Raw genomic sequence first — 24,933 nt, 5'->3', positions numbered from 1 at the left:
ATATTTGAAATACCTTTGTTAACATAAAGAGATGATAGAGAAAAGCTTGAGCCATTAATAGTTAGCACATGAAACACCAGCTGTTTTTAGGCGTCTTCATTTTACAAGGCATTTTTTCGCTGGCTGTGGCACAGCAGCATTTTCAACTCAATGGAATAGTGCTTACTGCCAAAGGTTCTATACCTGTTCCCTATGCCCATGTGGGGATTCCCGCCCGGGGCATGGGCGTAGTCAGCAACGAAGTAGGTGCTTTTACCCTGAATTATCCCGCTGCCTATGCCAAGGACAGCCTCAAGGTAAGTTGCCTGGGTTTTAAAACCTACACCGTAGCGCTGTCAAAAGTGCAGCAGGAGGATACCCTCCGCATTTACCTAAAACCTGAAGTGCTGGAACTGGCCGAGATGATCATCAAACCTCATTCCGACTCTGGTCGTGCCATTTTACGCGAAGCCCTCAAACGTTTGAAGAAAAACTATCCCACCAAAATGCACCAGCTCAATGCCTTTTACCGGGAAAAAGTACAAAGCCGGGACGATTACAGCTTCACCCGCCTGATGGAAGGTATAGTGGACATCCAAGACTGGGGTATTGACTCCGACCCTCAACGGATGCGCATTCGGGTCAATGAATACCGCAAAAGCAACAACCTGGCTAAGCAAACCTTGGGGCAACGCGCCTGGGGCATGATGTTTGGCAAAGACAATCCGTTATACGACATTTTAGCGCAGGATCCGGTGAGGATACACGCACACAATGAACGAACTATCCATAAGTATCCAGGGCCAGGGAAGAGCTTTGCCCACAATTCCCGCCGCTATTGGTTGGGAGAAATTTTGAAAAGCCCTAAGGCCTCTGTTCGTTTAGTAGATGTTACCTCTTATGATGGTGAACAGGTCTATTGCCTAAAATTCCGCTTTCCGGAAAACTATGGTAACATATACATCAATAGCCGGGATTATGGGATACATCATATAGAATACAATAATGCTGCAAGTTATGAAGAAATTATTTTAGAGGCTGGAATAGACACAAGCTCCGAAAAAGGTAAAAGCCATGCCGAATTTATAAAACACTCTACTCAAAATGCACTCTATGGAGGTAAATACATTGGCAAAATTAGAGTCGATTATCAAAAAATAGCTGGAAAATACTACTTGTCGTACATCGAATGGCTGACCATGGGCGATTTCCGAAAAAGTAAAATTCATGAAGGAAAAACGACGGGGAGTTATAATTTTTGCAGCTTGATGGTCAATGAAGTTCAACCGGACAAAAAGGAAATGGCAAAAGTAAAACCCCGTCAAACGCTCAATAGAAAAGAAGATACCGATGATGTGCGCAAACAATATAACGAGCGCTTTTGGAGAAACTATAATGTGCTCTTGGCTACACCTCTAGAAAACAAAGTAATCCGTGACCTGACTTTTGAAGAATCATTGGAGCAACAATTCAAAAAAAATCAGTGAGATGAAAGGTCTATTTGCAATAAAAAACCGGTATTGGTTATTCCTGATTCTGCCTCTCTTGCTTTTTTTGACGCGCTATTATGGTTTTTTTCAACTTAGAGCAAGAGTGTATGAACGAGATGGAATAGAATTTCAGGGCGATTTTCAAACGTTTTTTATCTACAACTACCTGCTGGCCGTTTTCGTCATGTTTTTATTCCTGTTGGTTTTTTTCTTCTTGTTCAAAGGGATTACCTATTTGTGGCAAGAAATTGACAGCAAAAAAATCATAAAAATTTTGGCCATCAGTTACTGCGTCTTTTTTATCCCTGACATCGTTAAATGCATCTACTTTACTTTTTTCAATCCTGATTTTCAAAGGGGTGAGTTAAAAGTCTTCAGAGAAGCTTTCTACTTGGGGGAACAACCTGACCCATTTGGCGAGAGTGGTACAGTGTTCGAAACCATACTTGGCTCGGTACACCTGATGGATTTTGCTTTTTTTATTGCCGTTTTTGTCTGCCTTTACCAGCATTTTGAAGATTTGGCGGTCAGCACCATCACGGCAATGGTGGTCATTCTGGCAGTTTTTTATTTTGGGTTTAAGTTGGCCATCCCTTTGTTGATGCTGTGAAAAAATAAAACATAAAATATGGGAGGGGGGCTTGACTTTGTTAAATGGACGTTATAGATTTGTTGGAACAAAATCAATAACATACGGAGGCAATCATCGTGAAGCATAATTCACTAACCCCTCACCCCCTATGAACGGTGAGCTAAACGCTTGTTTGCTATGTTAAAAACACCACTGTCTCGCTCTGAGGTAGCTATTGCCTATGGAATTACTACTCGTACACTTTACAATTGGATCAAGGATGTTGGAATTACCCGCAAAGGAGGTCGCTTGACTATTCCTGAGTGTGAGCTTCTTTTTGAAAAATATGGGAAGCCTACGGGGATTTGGGAGAAGAAGGAAAAAGCGAAGAGATAATTGGGTAAATTTTCAATTCTACGAGGATTAGATTTGATTTTCTCCCCGAAGAAACAATTTTAGTTCCGACTTTTTCCGGTTTTTTCCGAATTTGGTATTGCATTGGGAATTATTTTTGTAATAGTAAAGGAGATGTTATAGAACCTGTCTTTAGGGATTATCTAATAGCATTGTCCCCTGATCAATTGACTGGAATAATCTGGTGCAAGGAGTTACGCTGCTTGCCTAGCAATCTATTGTAGAATCATATGAAAGACACATCAGTAGTACTTGAATCAACTCACCTAAACGGCCATAAAAGAATATGGTACATGCTCCAGGAGTCCAGTGGATGGCTGATTTTTTTTAGCATTTGGCTACTGTACATTGCGGTGTCGTTCATTCAGCAAAGGTTGGTTTTTACGGAGGATGTCATCTACAATACTTTCGGCGAACAATTGGCTTACGATCGGATTGAGCAGCTTTTAGAGACCCGAAAAGAATGGGAATGGGTAGGTTACGCCATTATTCCAATTTTCATCTTCTTCCAGGTGTTTTTCACTGCAGCATGTTTGAATATTGGCTATTTATTGGGAGAGCATCGCAGCCAAAAAATTGGTTTTCGACGCTTTTTTAGCATTAGCATCAAATCCTCTATCGTATACCCACTTTATAGTGTAGCCATGTTGCTGGTGTGCCTACTTTTTTTAAATGTAGAGCACATGGAAGATTATTCAGATGCGGATTTTTTTTCCATCGCAGGTTTGTTGCACCTGAGCCGTAGTGAAGAATGGTGGGTGATGCCCCTCCGAGCCATCAATATCTTTGAATTATTCTTTTGCTTAGGGCTTGCAGCAGGAGTAAGCCGGGCCATGAATCGCCCTTTTCGAAGTGCTTTAGCCTTTGTCGCCCTTTCTTACGGTGTGGGCTTTTTACTTTGGATGTTGTTCGTCACGTTTTTACAATTAAGCTTGAGTGCATGAAGGCGAGACAAATAATCACCCTACTGTTATTGTTGTCCATTATTGGCCTGCTTTCCTGGCAAATTAGTGAAAAGGCCGGCCAAAAGGCACAGCGAGCCAAAGAGAGGGCCCAATTGCCGGATTTTACCCTCTCAACCTTGGGAGGGGAAAATCTGAATACCAATTTAATTGTAGGCAAAGATCAAAGCATCTTTATTTTTTTTGATCCTGATTGTTCTATTTGTGCCTACGAGGCTGAAAATGCGCATCGTTATGTGGAAAAATATGCAAAAACCACCAGCGTAGTTTGGGTAGGGGCAGGGCGCAGAAGCAAAGTCGAGAAATTTGCAAAAAAATACCGTCTGGATACCCTTGCCAAGCATTTTGTGCTGATTGATTCTAGCGGACAATTTGCGAAGAAATTTGGTGTGCGGGGTGTTCCCGAAATCCTGATCTACAACCACAAGGGGGATTTGGTGAAACAGTTTCATGGCGAAACGACCTGGGAAGGAATGCTTAAATATCTTGATTGAAACAGTCTCTTGTTCTCTACTCAAAAGGAATACGAATGACGATCCTGGTATTGATGGCGGATGCCGTTGGGCACATAAACGGGACTTACAACTTTTGCCGAAAGCTACAAGCTCATGGTGCGAGGATCGTGTATGGCGTCAGTCCGCATATGTCGGCCAGCATACAGGCACAAGGTTTTGATGCCGTCGTCAGCAACAATGAGTTCTTTTTCAAGAGAGGCGGTTTGGGCTTGGAACAAGGTTCCTGGCTTGAAAAACTGGGTGAAAATTTCGCCGACATTTTGACGAACGAAAAGGAAAAATTTGCTCAAGCTATCGCTCAACAACTGGATCAGTTGATCACAAGGCTCAATCCGGATGTGGTTTTGCTAGACAGTTTCCTGAGTTACAACTATTTCTTGTTGAACCTCAAGTCCAGGCGCGTTTTTTTGATTCAAACCATGCTTTCTACCGTGAAGAGAAAAGGTGTGCCACCATTGTACAGCCGCTTGGGTATAGATACAAGCGATTGGCTAAAAAGCCTGAACTGGCAATGGGAGAGGCTAAAAAATAAATGGCAACGCTTGATCACGCTGGAAAGAGGGGTGCTGAAAACTGTATTGGGGGTAGCCAGTGATCAAAAATCGGAAATTTTGGCCGCACTTGATACCAAGCGTAGCTTTCGCCCAGGGATTAAGGACCTCCATGAGATCATCATGGCACCACAGGCTTTTGATTTGCCAGAGTTTGGGCAAGTACAGGGTCAATATTATGCAGGCACTCAATTGAACCATGACCGTATTGAAGTAGAGCTATCGAAAAACGAATTGGAACTTCTGCAAAAAATGGATGTACGAAAGGGTGAAAAATGGGTGTATTGCTCATTGGGTACCCTGAATTTACTCCATAACCCCAAGTGCCTCCACTTTTTGGAGCAGGTATTGGAAGTTTTTCGCCAAAAACCGGAATGGAACCTGGTTTTGGCTACCGGGATGATCGAAACGCGGCAACTGAGCAAGGTTCCCGACAATGTGTTGGTTTACAAAAAGGTACCCCAATTGGAAGTACTCAAACGTTGCCAGGTTATCATCACACATGGCGGGCTCAACTCGGTGTTGGAAGCCATTGACCATAAGGTGCCACTGTTGGTATATCCGCTCAATGAACGTTGGGATCAAAATGGGAATGCGGCCAGGGTGGAGTATTATGGAGTGGGATTGAGGGGGAGCTTAAATCAGACATCATATGTTGAACTGACTGTCAAATTAACCCGGTTGCTTTGGGAGTCAATATTCCAAGACAACCTAGAGAAACTCAGATCAAGGTTGAACAATGATCTAGATATCGAGCCTATTATCAACCTTGTTTTGAGAGAAAACAAGGAAACAATACCTATAATGGATTGAGAATACTTTCTGATTTTCAATTCTGAGCAGACGTTTTCATCAAACTTAAAATAATATTTCATGAAAAAGATCAATGAAAAGGACATGATCCTGTTGCACGGAGGGATGACTTGCGGTTACCTCGATTGGATGGTTAATCAAATGATGGACGGGTACATTGGGTCGCGTATGCAAGCTTTTGCCATTCGGGATTTGCAAAAGCGGGGCTACAAACTTTGCGATTAAGCGTATGCTTTGAGCACTATTGGACATGAGGGTAATTTATCTATTACCCTCATGTTCGCATTCAGGTTTTTCAGAATAAATCATCAAACAGTGAAAATACAAATTATACTATTGCTGTTTTTTCTTAACTGGGCGATGTATGCACAAATAGCCAATCCAGTTTATGTTTTAGAATATACACGAAATACAAAGGCTGTTTCAGAAATTGAAAAAGAAACACAGAAGAAAAACTTTAGTACAATCATAGGAGATAAACCTAATGGTGCCGATCAGCTTAGGTCTATGTTTTCAGAAGTGGGCCATACTACGATTTATTATCGCCTGGACACTGTTCTGATTGTCACTACGCATGATGGGATTCAATCCAAGCAGATTGGATACCAATATGGGGGAATTATGCAAGGGATTGATCTCCGTACTGGACAAAGGATGGTCTTTACACCGAAGTTATTGCAAAAATCTGTAGATCGTGCACTCGGAGAGGGGAGTTTTGTAGCCAATGATTTACAAAACACAAACGGCAGTGCTAGGAAAATCAAAAACAAAGAAATGGTGGGAGGTTTGATTTGCGAAAAATGGCAAGAGTCATTGCCACAATTTCAAAGCACTGCTCAATACTGGATACTACCTGGTAAAGCTGCACTCTTTCCTTTTCCAGCGGGTAGCAGCTTTCTGTACCGTCAGGAGTTGATCGTAAAGTCAGAAATACATTCAATTCCACTTTTTGAAAAAATAGAAACACAAGAACTGACTAAAATAGATTCCCTTACACAGTTCTCAATACAAGAAAAAGTAAATGATTTATTAAACCAATATGTGGTGGGGTGCTATCAAAACATCGAGCAGAATAATCATATGGTTACAACTCCATTGTCTATAAATGATGATATCGGCAATTGGTCTTTTCTTGAAATAGAAAGCAGTCGTATAGTCCCATTGAAAGGTTTACCGGGCCAATGGGACTATTTGCTAGTTGATATCTGGGCTTCTTGGTGCGGCCCATGCCTAAAATCTTTCCCTGAATTAAGTAAGCTTAAGCAAGGTTATGGAGGTTCGTTGCAGGTTTTGTCGTTAAACTATGCTGATACTGACATTGAAAAAGTGAAAGAAGTGCTAAAAAAATACATGCCAGAGTGGCCTCAAGGTTTTGTATCACATCAGTTGCATGATTTGTTAAATCCGATGCGTATGTATCCTTCAATGGTGCTTATTGATCGAAATGGAAAGGTCGTTATGATGGGCAAACCCGATTTGTCGCTCAACGAAATCCGCACATTTTTAGACGAACACATTACCCCAAGAAAATAAATCTGGGGAATGCATATACTTTTTTAACCCATTAATCAAACAACAATATGAAAAAAGCAAATGAGGCAAAATTGGCTGGATTCTCAGGAGGAATTTCTTGCCATGATCTTATGCATCAGCTCACATGGATGATTTATTATTCTGAGAATGAACTTTTGCAAAGGCAAGCATTTGCAATACATAGATTATTAGGCAAAGGCTACACTTTATGTACACCTGAAGACGATAGGCCTTCTGGTTTTTGACTAAAAACGATTCAGTTGCCACGTGCTTTAGCGCGTGAATGGGATCTTAATACATTTTAAACTTAAAATCATTAAAATGAAGAAAATTCTAGATTCAAGCCTCCATCAGTATCATGGAGGAGCGATGGACTGTTTTTGGTTGTATCACGAAATTCTTGTGTATTTGCACGAATCAGGGGATCCTGTCAAAATGCGCCAGGCCCAAGCAATTCATGCTCTACTTGGGCGAGGATATAAATTGTGCGATATGTAAGTATTTTCGGAACGTGTTAAAGAAGAGCTAAATAGGTTTGTTTGGCTCTTCTTTGGTAATATAAAAAATAAGCATGAAACATTTCTGCGGCTTTCTAGTGATTTTATCAATTATTCAAAGTGCCCTTGCTCAAAGCAAAGGATTTGAAGGGGTTATAGAAAATGTAGCCAGAACTCAATATGCACCTGAGGATAAAAAGATCATAAAAGAAAGCTTCAAGGCTCTTGGTAAAGAGGAATTTGCAGAAGAAGTGCTGGATGATTCTGCTCGAATAAAAATATATATTAAAGGAGATAGTTTGTGGGCCGAAACCTTTTCCAATAACAGAAAAGAGATTAGGCAAATCTATTATCAAGTTGGTACAAGAGCCTTTATAATAGTACCAAACACAGGAACTTGGATACCCCTTGGGAAAGTCCAGGAAATTGAAAGTTTTTTAGATTTGAACACCAATGAAAATTGGCGTGAAAAAGTAAATGTAAACGATTGGTTTAAAATAGTAGACTATAACAAATGGAAAAAACTAAATAAAAAAACCAAACTCATTCAGGGCTTCCTCTGTCATCTTTATCGCTTTGATGATGATCGCCCCAATAGTGTGCCTAGTTATTACTGGATAGCAGAAGAAATTTCTGTGGGTAAAGATCAGATATTACCCTACTTCTTTGAAAGGAGATTAACCCCCTTTGGAGTTGTATTAGGTGCAGAATGGGTATCTAAAGAGATATCTCACTTTTCAGAAGTGCGCAACTTGAAATTAGGCTCTGTAGCTCCAATCCTTCCTCGGCTGCAATCCGTCCAATTGGGAACATTAGATAGCATTCAATACGCAGATGAAGACATTAATCAGCACTTGAAAGGGAAAAACATTGAAAATGCTTCGATTATTCCTGACTTTTCATTTTATCCAGTTGGAAAGCCAGAACCAGTGAGCTTGTACGCCTGGAAAGGCACTGGGAAATTCATGCTGTTGGATTTATGGGCTACCTGGTGTGGGCCCTGCATTAAGGACTTCCCCATTATTCGACAGTTGGGTGAAAAAAACGCAGCTACTTTAGAGATAATTGGGCTTAATTCAGGAGATCATCGCGAAGATTTTGTACAAAATTTTATTCAGAAAAACAACATGACATGGCAGCAAGCTTACGCAGGGCGACTGTTAGGTGCCTTTCTTAATCCTAACAAAACAATTCCTTTTGTTGTTTTGCTGGATGATCAAATGAAAATTCGATGGATTGGAAATCCTGCTGAACATTGGGGTGAGATAGAATCAATCATTCGTAATCCTTAACCTTTCCACCATGACCATCCCCTACAAACAACTCCAACGTGCCACCGTTCGCCAACACGACCAGGCCGATTGTGGAGTAGCCTGTCTTCAAACCATTCTCAAGTACTGGGGCAAAACCATATCCATGGAGCAACTCCGCGATTGGAGTGGCACCAATGCCTCGGGTACAACCATGTTGGGGCTAAAACAAGCAGCCATCCAAACCGGGTTGGAAGTAGATGGCTACGAAGCTGATCTGGACAGCCTTAAAGCCTGTGCTGACATTTGTATCCTGCACATTGTAAGCAACAACTTCTACCATTACCTGGTGTACTGGGGTTACGATGAAGCGCTGCAGCGATATGTCATCAGTGACCCGGGAAAGGGGACGGTAGAAGAATATACCGCAGGAGAATTGGACGACGTATGGCAATCCAAAACACTACTTCTTTTTAAATTCCCTGCTGACGCACCACAGTCCGAAGAAAATAGCCCCCAAAGTCAATGGCGTTGGATGTGGTCATTTTTGCAGGAAGACCTGAATTTGTTGGGTATGGCGGTGGTCATTGGGGTGGTTTTGGCCATTCTGGGTATCAGCACTGCTGTATTTTCACAACAATTGATTGATCATATTCTGCCCAATAAGGACTACGTGCGTTTGTACGGTGGAATAGGCCTGCTCTTGGTACTCTTATTTGCCCGAAGTGCCTTGGGTTATGTCCGGCAATTGTTTTTGTTGCGACAAGCCCGGGATTTTAACTTGCGCATTGTGCAGTATTTTTTTGAGTCCCTGCTGCACTTACCCAAAGCTTTTTTTGACAATCGGCGCACGGGAGATCTGGTTGCCCGTATGCACGATACCTCACGTATCCAAAGAACAGTAAGCCAATTGTCGGCCTCCAGCACCATTGACCTTTTAATGATTTTGGTGGTACTTATCGGAGGCTTAAGCTACAATTGGGTGACGGGTGTGGTGATGCTGGGCTGGCTGCCTTTGTTCTTTTGGGTAGCCTGGCGTTATCATCAACCCATATTGAAAAGCCAAAAAGAGGCCATGATAAGCTATAGCAATGCAGAAAGCACTTTTGTGGAGGCAGTTCAAGGCGCGGGTACCATCAAGCTTTTTAATCGGGAAGCCCACTTCATCCATTCACTCAAAAATGTGTATGCCATTTTTCAGCAACGTTCGCTGGAACTAGGCAAAGTGGGGATGAATTTCGGATTTTGGACAGAGTTGCTTAGCTCTGTCTTTACGGGTTTATTGTTGCTCTACATTTCATGGCACGTATTGCGTGGAGGGATGACCGTGGGGTCACTGATGGCCGTACTCCAAATGTCCGGGATGCTCATTGCGGCCGCATCCAGGCTGGCCATGACCAATATCCAGTTGCAAGAAGCGCGAGTGGCTTTTGATCGGATGAAGGAGTTCACCGGGCTGCAAGCCGAATTTGATCCACATACCGAGCAAGATTTGGCCCAGGTCAAAGATTTTCAGGAATTGCAGGTGCAAAACCTCAGTTTTCGCTTTCCTGGACGCAACCCGCTGCTCGAATCAGTAAATCTTACTGTAAAAAAAGGGGAATTGGTAGTACTCATGGGTGAAACAGGCAGCGGCAAAAGTACCCTTTTACAGACCCTCCAAAAATTTTACAAGCAGGAACAAGGTAAAATTAAAGTGAACGGCATCGATTTGGACTTGATTGCTACCAGCGCTTGGAGAAACTGCTTGGGGGTAGTGGAGCAAGAAGTAAAAATTTTCAATGGTTCCTTGGCGGAAAATATTTTGTTTGGGAGTATGCCTGAAAGCCCCCAGCTCTTTTTTGACTTTTTAGAGCAGTACGGCTTTTCGCCTTATTTCGATAAATTTCCTCAGGCGGTCAACACCCTGATCGGTCAAAATGGAATCAGCCCTTCAGGCGGCCAAAAACAACTGATTGGACTGGCCAGAGCCTTGTGGAAACAACCACAATTGTTGTTGTTGGATGAGCCCAGTTCGGCCTTGGATCAAAGCGCGGAAGCATTTGTACACCAGACCTTAATGCAGTTGAAATCCCAGATGGGCATTTTATTGCTTACGCATCGGAGCGACCTCCTGGATGGGGCGGATAAAGTGTACAGAATTGAAGGGCAAATGATTGTGAGTGAAGTGGGGGAATCTGTAAGTATTTGATTTTTTCACAACTAAATTCATAACCAATGAAAGTTTTATCAAATGAAAATTTGGAGGCGCTACAAGGTGGTATTCTGTGTAGTAAAGTTACGGAGGTTTTGCAGACATTAGCCGCTACAAACACTACGCAACTTAACGCAGTTCTTGAAACTTTTGCTGTATTTGGGCATGGAGGTACTTACACGCTTCAATGTGATCCTGATCCACAGTAAAGCTTTGTATCATTAAGTTTTCCAGATTGTAGTTAAGGAAAATACATTTCATCAAACTACAATCTGGTTTTTAAATTCTAAAAAATGAATAAAATTTTACTGGCATGTGCATGCTGTTTTATAGTTCCTTTTTATTCTTTAAGTCAATCCACTGGATTTGAAGGAGTATTGGAGTATGCTATAGTCTTTAAGTACGAACCTGGTTTTCGGGAGAAGACAGTAATTGGCTTAAAAAAATTGGGATCAACGGATCGACAAATCCGATTCTTTCAAGCCGATTCTTTACGAATACGAACCTATATCAAACAAGACAGCATTTGGGAAGAATCATATTTGGATGATGATAAAGACATTTACAAGATCAATTTTCAAGCAGGTTTCCATGCTGAAATCATTGATCATCATAGTGGAAGCCGTACCATGCTTAGCAATCTCAAAGAAGTCGAAGATTTTTTGGAGAACAACACAGAGGATCCTAATTGGCGAGATAAAATTAAAGTAAGTGAATGGTTTAATTTGGATTATTCCAAGTTAAGAAAACTTGGAAGGCGCAAAGAAATGATCGGCGGTTACCTCTGCCAAGAGTATGAACTTCCCTTGAGCACGCCCAATAGCAAACCTTATTATTACTGGATTACTGAAGACCTGCCTAGCAACGAATCTCAGCAGATTCCGTATTTTTTTAACCCAATATTCACCCCAAAAGGGGTAGTCTTAAAATGTGATATGAAGGCTCCGAGCATTCAGAATCAAAAAACTATTCGCAAAATAACTCCAGGCCCAATCGATCCCATTCTTCCACGGCTACGCAGCATCAATTTTGGAACCTTAGACAGTGTACAGTACGCCGACCAAAAATTGAATCAGCACCTAGTAGGCAAAGACATTGAACAAGCTCCAATATTGCCCAATTTTTCCTTTTACTCGGTAGATAGCAATCAACTGGAAAGTTTATACAGCCGTCAGAATAACGGTAAATTTATTTTGATTGACTTTTGGGCTACCTGGTGTACTCCCTGCCTTCGAGAAATGCCTCAATTAGCGGCTTTTCAAGCTGAAAATGCAGCAATACTGGAGGTGATTAGCCTCAATCAAGGGGATCACCGAGCAGATCAGGTGAGGCAGGTTATTACCCAACACAACATGATCTGGACGCAGGGCTATGCAGGTAAGTTGCTGAAAGCTTTTTTGAATCCAGGAAAAAGTATTCCTCATGCCATTTTGCTCGACTCCAACCTGAAGGTACGTTGGCGAGGGAATCCAGCGGGGAGTTGGGATAAGTTGGCGGAGATCATCCGTGGGAATTGAAACTTTTACTTCAACTCCCGCACCGCCCAATCCACCGCCCGCGCCGTCAGCGCCATGTACGTCAACGACGGATTCTGCGTCGAAGTAGAAGTCATACAAGCCCCATCCGTCACAAACACGTTTTTGCAAGCATGCAGTTGATTATACGCATTCAACATCGAAGTCTTCGGGTCTTTGCCCATCCGTACCCCGCCCATTTCGTGGTTGGCGTGGCCGGGTACCCGCTGGGTATCGATTTTTTGAATGTTTTTAAAACCCGCAGCATCGAGCATTTCGGCAAAGGTGTCGTGGAAGTCCTTAAGCATTTTTAACTCATTGTCGCTAAAATCGACTGAAAAGCGCATTTGTGGGAGGCCGTATTTGTCTTTCAGCTCCGAATCGAGCCGGACGAAGTTGGTTTCGCGGGGAATCACCTCGCCCACCATACCAGCATTGATGTTCCAGGGACCCAGTTTTTTAAGCAGATTGTCCTTCAGTTCCACCCCCAAGCCATCCCGTAGGATATCGCGAGAGGAGCCCACTTGCGCAGCATACCCGCGCAGGAAGTCAGTTTCTTGTTTGTACACGTTGCGAAAACGCGGGACATAGGCACCATTGGGGCGATTGCCTTCGGTGGTGCTGTCCAAAAAGCCATCGTATTGGGCGGAGATGCGGCCCCGATAGTTGTGAAAACCAATGAATTTGCCCAGTACCCCGCTGTCATTGCCCAGGCCATTCGGAAAGCGGCTAGAAGTGGAATTCAGGAGCACCAGGTTGCTATTCATGGCACCTGCGTTCAGGAAAATGATTTTGGCGTAGTACTCCAGCGTTTCGCGGGTTTGGGTATCGATCACGCGGACACCAACCGCCTTTTGTTTTTTCTCATCATAAATAATGGAGTGCACCAGTGAATGCGGCCTCAGGGTCATCTTGCCCGTGTTGGCCGCCCAGGGCAGGGTAGAGGAATTGGTGCTGAAATAACCACCCAGGGGGCAGCCGCGTTCGCAGAGGGTGCGGTTGGCACATTTGCCCCGGCCTTGCTGGCGGTGAATCTCGTTGACCTGAGTCAGATTGGCGCAACGGCCGATGATGACGTGGCGGTTCTGAAACTTTTGGGCAACCTGTTGGCTAAAGTGTTTTTCCACACAGCTCATTTCGTGAGGCGGCAAAAACTCACCATCGGGCAAACTTGGCAAACCATCGCGGTTGCCGCTGATGCCCGCAAATTTTTCGACGTGGCTGTACCAGGGCGCAATGTCTTTGTAACGAATGGGCCAATCCACGGCGTAACCATCCCGCGCCGGGCCTTCAAAGTCGAATTCACTCCAACGCTGGGTTTGGCGTGCCCACAGCAAGGAGCGCCCTCCGACCTGATAGCCCCGAATCCAACCAAAGGGTTTGTCCTGGATGTATTCCTGCTCGCTGTCCTTGGCCAAAAAATGCGTGGTGGCTTCCGAAAAAATGTAGTGGATGTTGGTTCTGGATTTTTGGTACTCCGCAGCAATGGTACTGGGCACGGTGCCGAGGTGCTCTAGCTCCCAGGGCATTTTATTTGCGGTCGGGTAATCCACGATGTGTTGGACGTCGCGGCCCCGTTCGAGGACCAACGTTTTAAGCCCTTTTTCGGTCAATTCCTTAGCGGCCCAGCCGCCGCTGATTCCGGTGCCAATCACGATCGCATCGAAACTGCGTTTTTTGATGCTATCCAGGTTGAGATTTGCCATTGATGCAGGTACTATTTTAGAGCGGCAATTTACAAAGTAGACGCAGGATGGAGCATTGACCCTTGTAAAAATTTAATTTTGTTAGGGGAAAAACCGACCAAATGCCATTGCACGTCATCTGAGCCCTGCCGCTTTCTGTATGTGAAAAAGGGGGGAAATGGCCTAAGTGTTTGTCTCTCAGTCTTCCCTTATGTTTCTTAATTGTAAAAAAAGATAATTTTCGCTTCTTTAAGCGAAATAGAGATACTACCTTTGCACCGATTTAAGCGAAAGCATAATTCATTCTTAAAGACAAACGAAGGTGAAAGTGAGCAATAAGCCGATCATCAGAATAGCTTTGACGTTGTTTATCAGTATTTTGGGCATGAATCTTGCCTGGGCGAACGAAGAGAAGACCCTAGGTAAGTACGACCCTGTTGGTACCGTGATGAACCACATTTCTGATGCCAATGAATTCCACATCTGGAAAGGAGTACACATTCCCCTCCCTTGTTTCCTCTACGCTCCGGGTGAGCCCAGCAAAAAATGGACTTTTCTCTCCTCTGGCAAATTTGAACACGGCCACAAAGCCATCGATCGCTACGTGATCAACCACGGTCGGGTGAACCGCATCGCAGATGCTTCCTTCCCCATGGGTGAAGTGCACATCGAAGGAGTACACGGCAAAGAAGAAATGCAACTCGTAAAGGGCAAAGAAAAAGAAGTAGAAGTTTTTTACGCCCATTACGAAGGTAAGGAATATAAGCTGGAAAAACCCAGCACGCTGGATGGTGGCATGATGGGCGGTGGCATCACTTCCTTTTATGATTTTTCCATCACCAAAAATGTGTTCACAATGATGTTGGCAGCCCTGCTGCTGATCCTCGTTTTTTCCTCGGTACGCAATGGCTACCGCAAAAATGAAGGTAAAGCACCAAGTGGTATTCAATCATTCTTCGAACCATTCTTTGTATTCATCCGCGAAGAAGTTGCCAAACCAATGATCGGCCAAAAACACTACGAGCGTTTTATGCCTTTCATTCTGACCTTGTTCTTCTTCATCTTGTTCTGCAACCTCTTGGGTTTGATGCCTTTCTTCCCCGGTGGCGCCAACGTAACGGGTAACCTTGCAGTAACATTTGTACTGGCCGTTTTTGCCTTCATCGTTACCAACATCAATGGCAATCGCCATTACTGGCAGCACATCTTCTGGATGCCCGGCATTCCAGCTTGGGTCAAAACGATCTTGACGCCAGTAGAAGTACTCGGTTTGGTTATCAAACCTTTCTCCTTGATGATTCGTCTTTTCGCCAACATATCCGCTGGTCACATTATTATCCTGAGTTTGATCGGTTTGATCTTTGTATTTGGCGAAAACGGCACCAGCTTCGGTGGTGGTGTTGTAGGTGCAATTGTAGGTGGCGCGTTTACCGCGTTTATGAACCTGATCGAGTTGTTGGTGGCATTCCTGCAAGCCTTCGTGTTTGCGATGCTGACGGCGTCCTATATTGGTGCTGCGGTAGAAGATGGCCATCACGATCACCACGATGAGGCGCATCACGCCTAACCCACGAATTCATTCGTGGGACACCCACGAATAAATTCATGGGTTGAACGAACCCTGGAATTTTTTAGATAGGAACATTCATAACATTTAAATATCCTTACAATGGGAGCAATTGGAGCTGGAATTGCAGCGCTTGGCGCTGGTATCGGAGTAGGTTTGATCGGTAGCAAAGCAATGGACGCTATCGCACGTCAGCCAGAAGCAGTGAACGACATCCGTGCAAACATGATCTTGACCGCTGCTTTGGTGGAAGGTGCTGCTCTGTTTGCAATCGTAGTTGGTCTGTTGGCAGGTTAATTCCTACCCGTAGTAAAAAAGCTACAACAAAAAGGGAAGACCGGACAGCAGCGGTTGGCTTTTGGCCGGTCTTCATATTCCTGTTGTGGATGCGCATGTTCCCCGTGGAACCTGTGCAAACTTGTTTTGGAAAGTCATCATTTTTAATATACTCGTCGCTTTGAAAGCGACCTACAATGTATAAAACATGACGCAGTTTGTTTTTTTAGGCGGCTTTTCAGTCATGCAACCGGATCCAGGTTTAATTTTCTGGACTACGGTCATTTTCCTTTTGGTGTGGGTTGTTTTGGGTCGTACCGCGTTCCGTCCGATCCAGGAATCCTTGAAAAAGCGCGACGCTGACATCCAACACGCATTGGATGAAGCCAAACGTGCCCGGGAGGAAATTGGCAAAATGCAATCACAGAATGAACTTTTGTTGAAAGAAGCGCAGGAACAGCGTGCTGCGATCATCAAAGAAGCAAAAGAAATTCGTGAAGCAACCATCAAACGCGCCGAGGAAGAAGCTAAAGTAAAAGTGCAAGCCATGATTGCTGAAGCTAAAACCGACGTAGAGCACATGCGCCTCGAATTAAAAACCAGCATCAAAAATGAATTGGGCAACATGGCCCTGGACATTGCCGAGAAGCTGGTGCGCAAAGAACTCAAGAGCAACACTGAAAATATGGAGCTCGCGCAGAAACTGGTGGAGGAAATCAAATTTAATTAGTCGAGGTAGGTAGGTAGGGGTACACACCCACACTCACACTATCACACATCCACACCTCATATGTCTGTAAATCGCATTGCATCTCGCTATGCCAAATCACTGATCGATTTGGCTGTAGAGCAAAATAACCTGGAGAAAATTCACGGGGATGTAGAGCATTTGCGTCGGATGATCAAAAGTAGCAAGGATTTCAACAACTTCCTGCGCAGCCCGGTTATCCAGTATTCGCGCAAAAAAAAGGCTTTGGAGGCACTGCTCAAAGATAGATTTGAAGACTTGACCTTCAGATTTGTCGACTTGTTGGCGTCCAAAAAACGGGAAGCTTATTTGCCGGAAATTGCGGAGGAATTCATCATCCAATACCGGACTTTGAATAAGATTTCACAAGCCAAGATCATTACTGCTGGTGAAATCACGCCCGAGTTGGAAGCCAAAATTCAGGCAAAATTACAGGATGCTACTATCGGTTATGCCAACGTAGAGGTGGTAACCAAAGTTGATCCAAGCCTGATTGGCGGTTTTATCATCGAGTTCGAAGGCCACGTTTACGATGTAAGTGTGCGTTACGAGCTTGATCAAATGCGCAAGGAATTCAGAGGCAACTTGTTTGAATCTGCAATTGGAAGATAAATTTTTAGAGATGAAAGATGAGAGATAAGAGATGAAAGATAAGAGATGAAAGATGAAAACCAATTTGTGGAAACTTTCATCATTCATCTTTTATCTCTCATCTTTCATCTTTCCTCTTTCATCTCTCATTTTTAAATAACTCACCGGTGAGGTGCAAATTCGATAAACAATGGTTGATGTAAGACCAGAAGAAATTTCTCAGATACTCAAGCAGCAGATCTCTGGATTTGGATCTGCTTCCGAATTGGAGGAGTTTGGTACCGTACTACAGGTAGGCGACGGTATTGCTCGTGTTTATGGTCTGAATAGTGCTCAGGCCGGTGAATTGGTAGAGTTCGACTCAGGCGTGCAAGCCATCGTTTTGAACCTCGAAGAAGACAACGTAGGGGTTGTATTGATGGGTGAAGGTGATGGAATCAAGGAAGGTTCTCGTGTTAAACGGACCAGCCGCATTGCTTCGATTGAAGTAGGGGATGGTTACCTGGGACGGGTTGTAAACCCACTGGGTCAGCCCATCGATGGCCGCGGACCAATCACGGGCACTAAGTACGAAATGCCACTGGAACGCAAAGCTCCCGGGGTAATTTTCCGCCAGCCCGTAACTGAACCACTACAAACAGGTATCAAGGCCATCGACGCCATGATTCCAATCGGTCGTGGCCAACGCGAATTGATCATTGGTGACCGCCAAACGGGTAAAACCGCCATCGCGATCGACACCATCATCAACCAACGGGAATTTTACGATCGTGGCGAGCCTGTATTTTGTATCTATGTAGCTTCTGGCCAAAAGGCATCTACGGTAGCCAACGTGGCTAAAACGCTGGAAGACGCTGGTGCCATGGTGTATACCGTGATTGTATCCGCTTCCGCTGCTGATCCTGCGCCATTGCAGTTCTATGCGCCCTTTGCAGGAGCTTGCATCGGGGAGTTTTTCCGTGATACAGGTCGTCCTGCGCTGATCATTTACGATGATCTTTCCAAGCAAGCGGTAGCCTATCGCGAGGTGTCGCTGCTGCTGCGTCGCCCTCCAGGTCGTGAAGCCTACCCTGGCGACGTATTTTACCTGCACAGCCGTTTGTTGGAGCGTGCCGCCAAGATCATCGCCAACGATGAGATTGCACGCAACATGAACGACTTGCCAGATTCCCTGAAAAACGGAAAAGATGCTACAGGCCAACCCATCGTAAGAGGTGGTGGTTCTTTGACGGCCCTGCCGATCATCGAAACCCAGGCTGGTGACGTTTCTGCATACATCCCGACCAACGTAATTTCGATTACCGATGGTCAGATCTTCCTCGAATCCAACTTGTTCAACGCGGGTATCCGCCCAGCCATCAACGTAGGTATCTCCGTGAGCCGGGTAGGGGGTAACGCGCAGATCAAGTCGATGAAGAAAGTATCCGGTACTTTGAAACTCGACCAGGCGCAATACCGCGAATTGGAAGCCTTTGCGAAATTCGGTTCCGACCTCGATCCAGCTACCCTGGCGGTATTGGAAAAAGGGAAGCGCAACGTGGAAATTCTCAAACAACCACAATACTCTCCAGTACCGGTAGAGAAGCAGGTAGCCATCATTTACCTGGGTACCAACGGTTTGTTGAAGGACGTTCCTGTAAATAAAGTTCGTGAATTCGAAGATTTGTTCCTGACTACCCTCGAAGGGCGCTATCCAGCAGTACTGGACGCGTTCAGAGCAGGTAAACTGGAAAATGACGACTTGGCAAAAGTGAAAGAAGTTGCCGCTGAGCTGACCAATCAATTCAAGTAATCTGCCATGGGTGCAAACTTAAAAGAGGTTCGTGATCGGATCAAGTCGGTGATGAACACGCAACAGATCACCAAAGCCATGAAAATGGTTTCGGCGTCCAAGTTGCGTAGAGCCCAGACTGCGATCCAACAATTGCGGCCTTATTCTGATAAATTGAACGCGATGCTACGCAACATCCTCTCCAACCTGGAGGGCGATGCCAGCACAACCTACGGCCAGGAGCGCCCAGTGGAACGAGCCTGTATTGTGGTCGTGACCTCCAATCGTGGCCTCTGTGGTGCTTTCAATGCCAACGTGAATAAAGCGGCGGTTCATGCCATCGAAACCAAATACGCTGGAGTACGCGCCAAGGGCAATCTGGACATCCTCTGCATTGGCAAACGGGGCGCAGAATTCTTCAAAAAACGCTACTCGGATTGCCGGATCATCGACGATCACATGATGCTTTTTGAAGACCTGAGCTCAAGCAACGTAGGAAAAGTATCAAGCAAGCTGATGGAGGCCTTTGTGAGCAAGCAATACGATGCGGTCGAAGTAGCTTATGGCCGCTTCCGCAACGCTGCCATGCAATTCGCCGAAGTTGAACGCTGGTTGCCAGTCGCCAAACTGGAGGTTCAAGCTGGTGCCAGCACCAAAAAAGCCGACTACATCTTTGAACCAACCAAAGAAGGTTTGTTGGAATACCTGGTGCCCAGCATCTTGAAGACGCAGTTCCAGAAATTCCTGCTGGATACCCACGCTTCTGAGCACGGGGCCCGGATGACTTCGATGGACAAGGCGACTGAAAACGCCAACGACCTGCTCCGCGACCTACGCATCCACTACAACAAGGCCCGCCAGGAAACGATTACCAACGAGATTTTGGAAATCGTGGGTGGTGCTGCGGCGCTGTCGTCGGATTAAGAATTTCGAGAGAAACAAAACGAAAGATAGAAAGGGGTGTGGCGATTGGCGCTGCGCCCCTTTTGTTTTTTACCACCTAAGAAACTTAAGAAACCTAAGCAACACCTTAGTTATACATCTACGATGCTCACGAGTACTTGCAGAGAAGCTGTTTAAATTTTCTGGCACCCACAACAAAAATCATCCTCACTCTTTTTACTTTTCCCCTTAACTTTCCCCTCAAAATCTACCACCACATGAAAGTCCTCAACCTCATCCTCGCCGTCCTTTTCATCCTTTTCGCAGTCGTCCAATACAACGACCCTGATCCCTTAGCCTGGGCAGCTTTGTACCTCTACGTAGCCGCCGCCTGCGGCATGGCCGCCTTTGGCAAAAGCAACAAAATTATGCTTCTCATTGGTCTTGGCGTGAGCGCCATCTGGATGTTGACTCTCCTATCCGATTTTATCCACTGGGTACAAATGGGTATGCCCACCATTGTAGCCCACATGAAAGCCGAAGCTCCACACATTGAGCTGACTCGGGAGTTTTTGGGCCTGTTGGTGTGTATGACGGCTTTAGGTTGGCAATGGTACCGTTTGAGGAAAAGTTAAGAAGGCTTGGGTGCTCTGGCGCTTCGACTCATCCGGCGCTTCGACTCCGCTCAGCGACCTGATGAGTCGAAGCGCCAGGCACCCAAGCTTCTCAACTTTTGTTATCTTTGCGCCGTACAAAAAAAGCCAAGCCAATCGATGCAGGTTATCCTCGACTATTTTCCCAACCTCAACGCCCAACAACAGGCGCAGTTTGCGCAGTTGGACGACTTGTACCGAGAGTGGAATGCCAAGATCAACGTTGTATCGCGCAAGGACATTGATTCCATTTACGCGCACCACATCCTCCATTCCTTGGGCATCGCCAAAGTGGTGCAGTTCAAACCCGGTGCAGAGATACTTGATATTGGCACGGGCGGCGGTTTGCCGGGGATTCCCTTGGCGATTGTTTTTCCCGAAACCCAATTTACGCTAGTGGATGGAACCGGTAAAAAAATCCTGGTCGTCAAAGAAATTGCCCAGACCCTGGGTTTAAAAAACGTAGATGCCCAACATGCTCGCGCCGAAGAGCTCAAGCGGCAGTTTGACTTCACCGTATGCCGAGCCGTGACAACGCTGGACAAATTGTGCGCCTGGAGCTGGCCACTCATCAAGCGCAAGCACCAGCACGCTTTGCCCAATGGCCTCATCACGCTCAAGGGCGGCGACCTCCGCGAAGAAATTGCGGCCTTGCCGAAGGGAACTTTTGTGAACAAAATTCCACTCAGTACCTTTTTTAAGGATCCTTATTATGAGGAAAAATATGCTGTGTACGTTCAAGCGTAGGCACATGCTTAAATTCATCACCCGGTTGACTGACCTCTAATCACCACTTATGCCACGATATTTTCTCAATTTTTTGAAATTCTTGCTGTTTCTGGGTATTGGCGTTGTCATTTTGTACCTTTTGTACCGCCATCAAAACGCCGCTTTTCAGGCAGAATGTGCCCTGAAAGGCATTCCTGGCGAGGAATGTAGTCTGATTGATAAGGTCGTGCATGATTTTGGCACGGTAAAGATAAGTTGGTTGTTTTTGGTACTCTGTGCCTTCATAGTGAGCAACATTTCCCGAGCGATTCGCTGGAACATGTTGATCAAACCGCTGGGGTATACGCCACGCCTCATCAACTCCTTTTTTTGCATCATGATTGGCTATTTTGCCAATCTGGGTTTGCCCCGTTTGGGTGAGGTGTTGCGGGCAGGCACTATGGCGCAGTACGAAAATATCCCGGTGGAAAAAGTGATGGGTACGGTGGTGGTGGATCGGGTAATTGACGTGATCAGCATTTTGTTGGTTACCGCCTTAGCCATCGCTCTGGAATATGATACCATCCTGGCTTTTGCCAAACAGCACGTATCGGTGGCGGATAAAATTGCGCTTTTGCAAAAAATGATCTTGTGGGGTATTCCCGTAATGCTCCTCGGGTTTGGGGCACTGTGGTACTTCCGCAAACCACTGTTGGCGACCAGCGTCGGACAAAAAATCACGAATCTGGCGCAAGGTTTTTGGCAGGGCATCCAAACCGTTCGCCAATTGGAGCGCCCCTGGTTGTTTGTATTCCACAGTTTTTTGATCTGGTTCATGTACTATTCCATGACCTACCTCAACTTTCACGCTTTCCCTCCAACTGCACACCTCTCCGTGGTGGCCGCGCTGATCACTTTTGTGTTTGGCGGCTGGGGCATCGTGATTCCTTCACCGGGCGGAATGGGCACCTATCACTTTTTGGCCCAAACGGCCCTGGCGATGTACGGCATCAGCGGTGACGATGGTTTTTCCTGGGCGAACATCTCCTTTTTTACCATCCAATTGGGTGGCAACGTGGCGATCGGTCTAGCTTCCTGGATGCTGCTCCCGGTCATGAACCGCAATTACAACCCCAAAACCTTGAGCCATGAGCATGCTGGCGCAAATTGAGGCTAAAATCCTGGATTGGGATGCTGCAAGTCAGAGAGTGCAACAATGGCAGGCCCAAGGCGAAACGGTGGTGTTTACCAATGGCTGCTTCGACCTGTTGCATTACGGGCATTTGCATTACTTGGCGCAGGCACGAGATTTGGGGCAAAGGCTGGTGCTGGGCTTGAATTCAGCGGCCTCGGTATCGCGCTTAAAAGGCCCCCATCGCCCCATCAACGACGAACACACTCGCATTTGGCAAATGGCCTCTTTACAATTTATTGATGCGGTAGTGACGTTTGAGGAAGATACCCCCTGGGACTTGCTCCAAGTATTGCAACCAGATATATTGGTAAAGGGTGGGGATTATGCGCCGGAAAGTATCATTGGAGCGGATATTGTCCTGAAGCGGGGCGGAAAAGTGATGACGCTGCCTTTTGTAGAAGGGTATTCTACAACTTCGATTGAACAGAAGATCAAGAATAGCTGATTGATATCGAATTTGAACACAATGTGGGTTCAAAAGCTACTTTTTAATAGCACAAAGAACACAAGGAAAAGCACAAAGGATACTAAGACGAGATGTTGACAAAGGTTGAATTCAAGCGAAACTATTGGTGCAACTCATCGAATTCTACCTATTGCTGGAAGCAATGTCAACGTCTAACTTTGTGCCCTTTGTGCTGCCTTGGTGCCCTTTGTGAAAATAAAGTGTCGCTTTGGAAAATGCTTGGAGACAATCCACACCATTGAAAATGCAGCCATGAGAAAACCACTCCTCTTCACCCTGTTCCTCCTCCTCAACCTTGGTGCCCTCCACGCCCAAAGCAGCCCCATTCCCCGTGGCAACTATGCCTACTCCATCCTGGATCGCCTGGAAATCCTCGGCGGCATCGAAGCGCCTTATCATTCCTCGCTCAAATACTACGCCCGCAGCAAAGTCACCCAATTCGCCTTGCAATTGGATAGTTTGTCCTCCGCCAACTGGTCGACCCTGGATCATGAGGATTTGAACTACCTTTTTCTCGACAACAATGAATGGCTGGGCCAAGCGGCATTGCCCAATACCATCGGTGGCCCCAAGTACCAGCCAAGAGGCGATACGGTGGTGAACATGATCGAAGCGAGCCTGCGCAGTCCGCATTACCAGCGCAGCAAACGGCAACTGTTCAAATGGCTTTACCCTACGCCAGCCAACCTGCTGGAGGTCAATACGCCCGATTTTCACCTACGGGTCAACCCAGTCCTCAACCTACAACTGGGGAAAACCAACGATGATACTCAAAATTTTTTCCAATACTCCCGAGGTGTGGAATTGCGGGCAGGCATCGACGACCGGGTATTTGTATACATGAACTTGTTGGAAAACCAGGCCCAATACCCCCAATACGTACGCGATTTGTACAACAAAACCTATGCCTTACCTGGCGCGGCGCTGGTCAAAAACTACAACAGCAAGTTCCTAAAATTCAACAATGGCTATGATTTTTTGCTGAGTGACGGCTATGTTGGGTTCAATTTAACGCGGCACATTGGGACTCAAGTTGGTTTTGGCCGCAATTTTATCGGCAATGGGTACCGCTCCCTGCTGTTGTCCGATTTTGCCCCCAATTATTTCTACCTCAAACTCAATTGGCAAATCTGGAAGTTTCATTTCCAGAACATTTTTGCCGAGATGGTGTCCTCCTCACCCAATTTTAATGGCAATAATGTCATCGAAAAGAAAAAATACATGGCTGCTCACCACTTGAGCATCAACCTGGGGCCCAATCTCAACCTGGGGCTTTTTGAAACCGTTATGTTTTCCCGTACCGACCATTTTGAATTCCACTACCTCAATCCAGTCATCTTTTACCGGGCGGTGGAGCAGGGTTTGGGTAGCCCCGACAACGTGATCTTGGGTTTTGACGGCAAGTGGAACTTGTTTCGCAAAATCCAGCTCTACGGCCAGTTGACCATTGATGAATTTTTATTCAAACGCCTCATCTCCGACAATCAAGGGTATTGGGCCAACAAATTCGCCCTGCAAGCTGGCCTGAAATACGTCAATGCACTGGGCATAGATCACCTGGATTTGCAGTTGGAATACAATCTGGCCCGGCCTTACACCTACGCACACTTCGATACTGCTTCGGCTTACGTTCAAATTAACCAGCCTTTAGCACATCCGCTCGGCGCGAATTTTAAAGAATTCATCGCCATGCTGCGCTATCAACCCTTCAAAAGACTGGTGCTAGATGCTCGGTACATCCGTGCCAATTTTGGGGAAGACGGACCCACCGACAATTGGGGAGGCAACATCTTGCTCAACAACTATCAATTCCAGCGCGAATACGGCAATTTCATCGGTCAAGGCATCGCTGCCGAAACTTCTTTGCTGGGTTTAGACCTGAGTTACCAATTAGCGCATAATGTTTTCATTGATCTTCAGTATTTTTACCGTCGAAAGGACAGCGCCGAAAATGCGCGAGACCAGAAAGCCCAATTCATCAGCGCGGGAGTGCGGGTGAATATGGGGAAACTTAGAATGGACTTTTAATAGGTTGAGGAGGTTGAGAAGGTTGAGAAGGTTGAGGCTACCGCAGTGACTTGAACAAGGACTTGTCAAAATCGCTGCGG

25 protein-coding genes are annotated in these 24,933 nt (G+C 45.5%); 24 read left to right on the top strand and 1 reads right to left on the bottom strand.

Annotation, left to right across the window (positions count from 1 at the left end):
• Positions 1 to 68: 68 nt before the first annotated feature.
• The 13 genes from ACEW9O_RS29860 (at position 69) to ACEW9O_RS29800 (ending at position 12,286) form a co-directional block, all read left to right on the top strand.
• Positions 69 to 1,466 carry a carboxypeptidase-like regulatory domain-containing protein gene (locus ACEW9O_RS29860; RefSeq protein WP_373553904.1) on the top strand — a complete coding sequence of 466 codons (1,398 nt, stop codon included), beginning with the start codon at positions 69 to 71 and terminating at the stop codon, positions 1,464 to 1,466.
• Between the two features lies 1 nt (position 1,467).
• Entirely contained in the window at positions 1,468 to 2,079 is a 612-nt protein-coding gene (locus ACEW9O_RS29855) for a hypothetical protein (protein ID WP_373553903.1), read from the top strand.
• A 159-nt stretch (positions 2,080 to 2,238) separates the two neighbouring features.
• Positions 2,239 to 2,436: a hypothetical protein gene (locus tag ACEW9O_RS29850; RefSeq protein ID WP_373553902.1), complete on the top strand. Its 198-nt coding sequence runs from the start codon at positions 2,239 to 2,241 to the stop codon at positions 2,434 to 2,436.
• A 311-nt stretch (positions 2,437 to 2,747) separates the two neighbouring features.
• Positions 2,748 to 3,398 carry a hypothetical protein gene (locus tag ACEW9O_RS29845; RefSeq protein ID WP_373553901.1) on the top strand — a complete coding sequence of 217 codons (651 nt, stop codon included), beginning with the start codon at positions 2,748 to 2,750 and terminating at the stop codon, positions 3,396 to 3,398.
• Positions 3,353 to 3,910 (top strand): TlpA family protein disulfide reductase, encoded by a 558-nt coding sequence (locus tag ACEW9O_RS29840; protein ID WP_373553900.1) that lies wholly within the window; start codon positions 3,353 to 3,355, stop codon positions 3,908 to 3,910. The genes ACEW9O_RS29845 and ACEW9O_RS29840 overlap by 46 nt, the downstream gene beginning before the upstream one ends.
• 35 nt (positions 3,911 to 3,945) lie before the next feature.
• On the top strand, positions 3,946 to 5,295 hold the full coding sequence (locus ACEW9O_RS29835; RefSeq protein WP_373553899.1) for a nucleotide disphospho-sugar-binding domain-containing protein: 1,350 nt from the start codon (positions 3,946 to 3,948) through the stop codon (positions 5,293 to 5,295).
• A gap of 60 nt (positions 5,296 to 5,355) precedes the next feature.
• A complete protein-coding gene (locus tag ACEW9O_RS29830) occupies positions 5,356 to 5,520 on the top strand; it encodes a hypothetical protein (protein WP_373553898.1) in 165 nt (54 codons plus the stop codon).
• 90 nt (positions 5,521 to 5,610) lie between these two features.
• Positions 5,611 to 6,828: a TlpA family protein disulfide reductase gene (locus ACEW9O_RS29825; RefSeq protein WP_373553897.1), complete on the top strand. Its 1,218-nt coding sequence runs from the start codon at positions 5,611 to 5,613 to the stop codon at positions 6,826 to 6,828.
• Positions 6,829 to 6,875: 47 nt separating this feature from the next.
• The gene (locus tag ACEW9O_RS29820) at positions 6,876 to 7,073 is read left to right on the top strand and encodes a hypothetical protein (protein WP_373553896.1); all 198 of its coding nucleotides are present in this window, start codon (positions 6,876 to 6,878) and stop codon (positions 7,071 to 7,073) included.
• A gap of 326 nt (positions 7,074 to 7,399) precedes the next feature.
• On the top strand, positions 7,400 to 8,617 hold the full coding sequence (locus ACEW9O_RS29815) for a TlpA family protein disulfide reductase (protein WP_373553895.1): 1,218 nt from the start codon (positions 7,400 to 7,402) through the stop codon (positions 8,615 to 8,617).
• 10 nt (positions 8,618 to 8,627) lie between these two features.
• Entirely contained in the window at positions 8,628 to 10,766 is a 2,139-nt protein-coding gene (locus ACEW9O_RS29810) for a peptidase domain-containing ABC transporter (protein ID WP_373553894.1), read from the top strand.
• 26 nt (positions 10,767 to 10,792) lie between these two features.
• Entirely contained in the window at positions 10,793 to 10,978 is a 186-nt protein-coding gene (locus tag ACEW9O_RS29805; protein WP_373553893.1) for a hypothetical protein, read from the top strand.
• 84 nt (positions 10,979 to 11,062) lie between these two features.
• A complete protein-coding gene (locus tag ACEW9O_RS29800) occupies positions 11,063 to 12,286 on the top strand; it encodes a TlpA family protein disulfide reductase (RefSeq protein ID WP_373553892.1) in 1,224 nt (407 codons plus the stop codon).
• Positions 12,287 to 12,291: 5 nt separating this feature from the next.
• Here the strand turns inward: ACEW9O_RS29800 and ACEW9O_RS29795 are convergent, their stop codons facing one another.
• Positions 12,292 to 13,989 carry a GMC oxidoreductase gene (locus ACEW9O_RS29795; protein WP_373553891.1) on the bottom strand — a complete coding sequence of 566 codons (1,698 nt, stop codon included), beginning with the start codon at positions 13,987 to 13,989 and terminating at the stop codon, positions 12,292 to 12,294.
• Between the two features lie 307 nt (positions 13,990 to 14,296).
• On the opposite strand from ACEW9O_RS29795, the gene atpB reads away from it, so the two are divergent.
• From atpB to ACEW9O_RS29740, 11 genes are all read left to right on the top strand, one after another.
• Entirely contained in the window at positions 14,297 to 15,535 is a 1,239-nt protein-coding gene (gene atpB, locus ACEW9O_RS29790; protein ID WP_373553890.1) for a F0F1 ATP synthase subunit A, read from the top strand.
• Positions 15,536 to 15,637: 102 nt separating this feature from the next.
• Entirely contained in the window at positions 15,638 to 15,832 is a 195-nt protein-coding gene (atpE, locus tag ACEW9O_RS29785) for an ATP synthase F0 subunit C (protein ID WP_013765656.1), read from the top strand.
• 187 nt (positions 15,833 to 16,019) lie between these two features.
• Positions 16,020 to 16,541, top strand: a complete 522-nt coding sequence (locus ACEW9O_RS29780) for a F0F1 ATP synthase subunit B (RefSeq protein WP_373553889.1) — start codon at positions 16,020 to 16,022, stop codon at positions 16,539 to 16,541.
• A gap of 60 nt (positions 16,542 to 16,601) precedes the next feature.
• Complete coding sequence (gene atpH, locus ACEW9O_RS29775; RefSeq protein ID WP_373553888.1) at positions 16,602 to 17,171, top strand: ATP synthase F1 subunit delta; 570 nt, start codon at positions 16,602 to 16,604, stop codon at positions 17,169 to 17,171.
• A 169-nt stretch (positions 17,172 to 17,340) separates the two neighbouring features.
• Positions 17,341 to 18,942, top strand: coding sequence for a F0F1 ATP synthase subunit alpha (gene atpA, locus ACEW9O_RS29770; RefSeq protein ID WP_373553887.1), 1,602 nt, complete (start codon positions 17,341 to 17,343; stop codon positions 18,940 to 18,942).
• Positions 18,943 to 18,948: 6 nt separating this feature from the next.
• The gene (gene atpG / locus ACEW9O_RS29765) at positions 18,949 to 19,845 is read left to right on the top strand and encodes an ATP synthase F1 subunit gamma (protein WP_373553886.1); all 897 of its coding nucleotides are present in this window, start codon (positions 18,949 to 18,951) and stop codon (positions 19,843 to 19,845) included.
• A gap of 236 nt (positions 19,846 to 20,081) precedes the next feature.
• A complete protein-coding gene (locus ACEW9O_RS29760; RefSeq protein WP_373553885.1) occupies positions 20,082 to 20,438 on the top strand; it encodes a transmembrane 220 family protein in 357 nt (118 codons plus the stop codon).
• A gap of 138 nt (positions 20,439 to 20,576) precedes the next feature.
• Positions 20,577 to 21,203 (top strand): 16S rRNA (guanine(527)-N(7))-methyltransferase RsmG, encoded by a 627-nt coding sequence (rsmG, locus tag ACEW9O_RS29755; RefSeq protein ID WP_373553884.1) that lies wholly within the window; start codon positions 20,577 to 20,579, stop codon positions 21,201 to 21,203.
• A gap of 49 nt (positions 21,204 to 21,252) precedes the next feature.
• Positions 21,253 to 22,335 carry a YbhN family protein gene (locus ACEW9O_RS29750; protein WP_373553883.1) on the top strand — a complete coding sequence of 361 codons (1,083 nt, stop codon included), beginning with the start codon at positions 21,253 to 21,255 and terminating at the stop codon, positions 22,333 to 22,335.
• Positions 22,313 to 22,804 (top strand): D-glycero-beta-D-manno-heptose 1-phosphate adenylyltransferase, encoded by a 492-nt coding sequence (gene rfaE2, locus ACEW9O_RS29745; RefSeq protein WP_373553882.1) that lies wholly within the window; start codon positions 22,313 to 22,315, stop codon positions 22,802 to 22,804. Before ACEW9O_RS29750 ends, rfaE2 begins: the two co-directional genes overlap by 23 nt.
• 273 nt (positions 22,805 to 23,077) lie before the next feature.
• Positions 23,078 to 24,853 carry a capsule assembly Wzi family protein gene (locus ACEW9O_RS29740; RefSeq protein WP_373553881.1) on the top strand — a complete coding sequence of 592 codons (1,776 nt, stop codon included), beginning with the start codon at positions 23,078 to 23,080 and terminating at the stop codon, positions 24,851 to 24,853.
• Positions 24,854 to 24,933 lie beyond the last annotated feature (80 nt).

The sequence above is a fragment of the Haliscomenobacter sp. genome (assembly GCF_041740695.1).
In the GTDB taxonomy this organism is placed as follows: Bacteria; Bacteroidota; Bacteroidia; order Chitinophagales; family Saprospiraceae; genus Haliscomenobacter.
This window is presented reverse-complemented; position numbering and strand designations above follow the sequence as displayed.

What these genes read in the sequence shown, in the direction of transcription:
- ACEW9O_RS29860 (WP_373553904.1), top strand. Translation starts at nt 69, where the DNA reads ATGAAACACCAGCTGTTTTTAGGCGTCTTCATTTTACAAGGCATTTTT.
- ACEW9O_RS29855 (WP_373553903.1), top strand. Translation starts at nt 1,468, where the DNA reads ATGAAAGGTCTATTTGCAATAAAAAACCGGTATTGGTTATTCCTGATT.
- ACEW9O_RS29850 (WP_373553902.1), top strand. Translation starts at nt 2,239, where the DNA reads ATGTTAAAAACACCACTGTCTCGCTCTGAGGTAGCTATTGCCTATGGA.
- ACEW9O_RS29845 (WP_373553901.1), top strand. Translation starts at nt 2,748, where the DNA reads ATGCTCCAGGAGTCCAGTGGATGGCTGATTTTTTTTAGCATTTGGCTA.
- ACEW9O_RS29835 (WP_373553899.1), top strand. Translation starts at nt 3,946, where the DNA reads ATGACGATCCTGGTATTGATGGCGGATGCCGTTGGGCACATAAACGGG.
- ACEW9O_RS29830 (WP_373553898.1), top strand. Translation starts at nt 5,356, where the DNA reads ATGAAAAAGATCAATGAAAAGGACATGATCCTGTTGCACGGAGGGATG.
- ACEW9O_RS29820 (WP_373553896.1), top strand. Translation starts at nt 6,876, where the DNA reads ATGAAAAAAGCAAATGAGGCAAAATTGGCTGGATTCTCAGGAGGAATT.
- ACEW9O_RS29815 (WP_373553895.1), top strand. Translation starts at nt 7,400, where the DNA reads ATGAAACATTTCTGCGGCTTTCTAGTGATTTTATCAATTATTCAAAGT.
- ACEW9O_RS29810 (WP_373553894.1), top strand. Translation starts at nt 8,628, where the DNA reads ATGACCATCCCCTACAAACAACTCCAACGTGCCACCGTTCGCCAACAC.
- ACEW9O_RS29805 (WP_373553893.1), top strand. Translation starts at nt 10,793, where the DNA reads ATGAAAGTTTTATCAAATGAAAATTTGGAGGCGCTACAAGGTGGTATT.
- ACEW9O_RS29800 (WP_373553892.1), top strand. Translation starts at nt 11,063, where the DNA reads ATGAATAAAATTTTACTGGCATGTGCATGCTGTTTTATAGTTCCTTTT.
- ACEW9O_RS29795 (WP_373553891.1), bottom strand. Translation starts at nt 13,989, where the DNA reads ATGGCAAATCTCAACCTGGATAGCATCAAAAAACGCAGTTTCGATGCG.
- atpE (WP_013765656.1), top strand. Translation starts at nt 15,638, where the DNA reads ATGGGAGCAATTGGAGCTGGAATTGCAGCGCTTGGCGCTGGTATCGGA.
- ACEW9O_RS29780 (WP_373553889.1), top strand. Translation starts at nt 16,020, where the DNA reads ATGACGCAGTTTGTTTTTTTAGGCGGCTTTTCAGTCATGCAACCGGAT.
- atpH (WP_373553888.1), top strand. Translation starts at nt 16,602, where the DNA reads ATGTCTGTAAATCGCATTGCATCTCGCTATGCCAAATCACTGATCGAT.
- atpA (WP_373553887.1), top strand. Translation starts at nt 17,341, where the DNA reads ATGGTTGATGTAAGACCAGAAGAAATTTCTCAGATACTCAAGCAGCAG.
- atpG (WP_373553886.1), top strand. Translation starts at nt 18,949, where the DNA reads ATGGGTGCAAACTTAAAAGAGGTTCGTGATCGGATCAAGTCGGTGATG.
- ACEW9O_RS29760 (WP_373553885.1), top strand. Translation starts at nt 20,082, where the DNA reads ATGAAAGTCCTCAACCTCATCCTCGCCGTCCTTTTCATCCTTTTCGCA.
- rsmG (WP_373553884.1), top strand. Translation starts at nt 20,577, where the DNA reads ATGCAGGTTATCCTCGACTATTTTCCCAACCTCAACGCCCAACAACAG.
- ACEW9O_RS29750 (WP_373553883.1), top strand. Translation starts at nt 21,253, where the DNA reads ATGCCACGATATTTTCTCAATTTTTTGAAATTCTTGCTGTTTCTGGGT.
- rfaE2 (WP_373553882.1), top strand. Translation starts at nt 22,313, where the DNA reads ATGAGCATGCTGGCGCAAATTGAGGCTAAAATCCTGGATTGGGATGCT.
- ACEW9O_RS29740 (WP_373553881.1), top strand. Translation starts at nt 23,078, where the DNA reads ATGAGAAAACCACTCCTCTTCACCCTGTTCCTCCTCCTCAACCTTGGT.